The sequence below is a fragment of the Bacillus cereus group sp. N12 genome, assembly GCF_016483575.1.
Taxonomy (GTDB): Bacteria; Bacillota; Bacilli; order Bacillales; family Bacillaceae_G; genus Bacillus_A; species Bacillus_A toyonensis.
In genome coordinates, this window is sequence record NZ_JAEHBO010000210.1 from 1 (window position 1) to 371 (window position 371).

Sequence of the window (371 nt, forward strand, 5' to 3'; positions counted from 1 at the left end):
TCTTTTAGTCCTACATCTATTCCAATGTAAGAATTTGTTTTCGGAAGTTCTTGCACTTCTGTTTCAACTAACAATGACACAAAGTATCTGCCAGAAGGGTTCTGTCTAACTGTAGCATTTAAAATACGTCCTGTTACTTCACGACTTTTGGCAAATCGAACAAGACCTAATTTTGGCAATTTTATTTTGTTTCCTACAACGGCAATGTTTTCATTTGTTTGTTTTGTGGTATAAGATTGTACGTTGTTCTTCTTAGATTTGAAACGCGGGGCATTGTTTTGTTTTTTGAAAAGGCGTGTATAAGCATCCGCAAGGTTGCGAACAGACGACTGAATCGCAATACTATCCACTTCTTTTAGCCAAACAAACTC

1 pseudogene is annotated in these 371 nt (G+C 36.7%); it reads right to left on the minus strand.

The annotated features are described in order from the left end of the window. A pseudogene (locus JDS92_RS30190) lies at positions 1–371 on the minus strand (IS200/IS605 family element RNA-guided endonuclease TnpB); the annotation flags it as partial.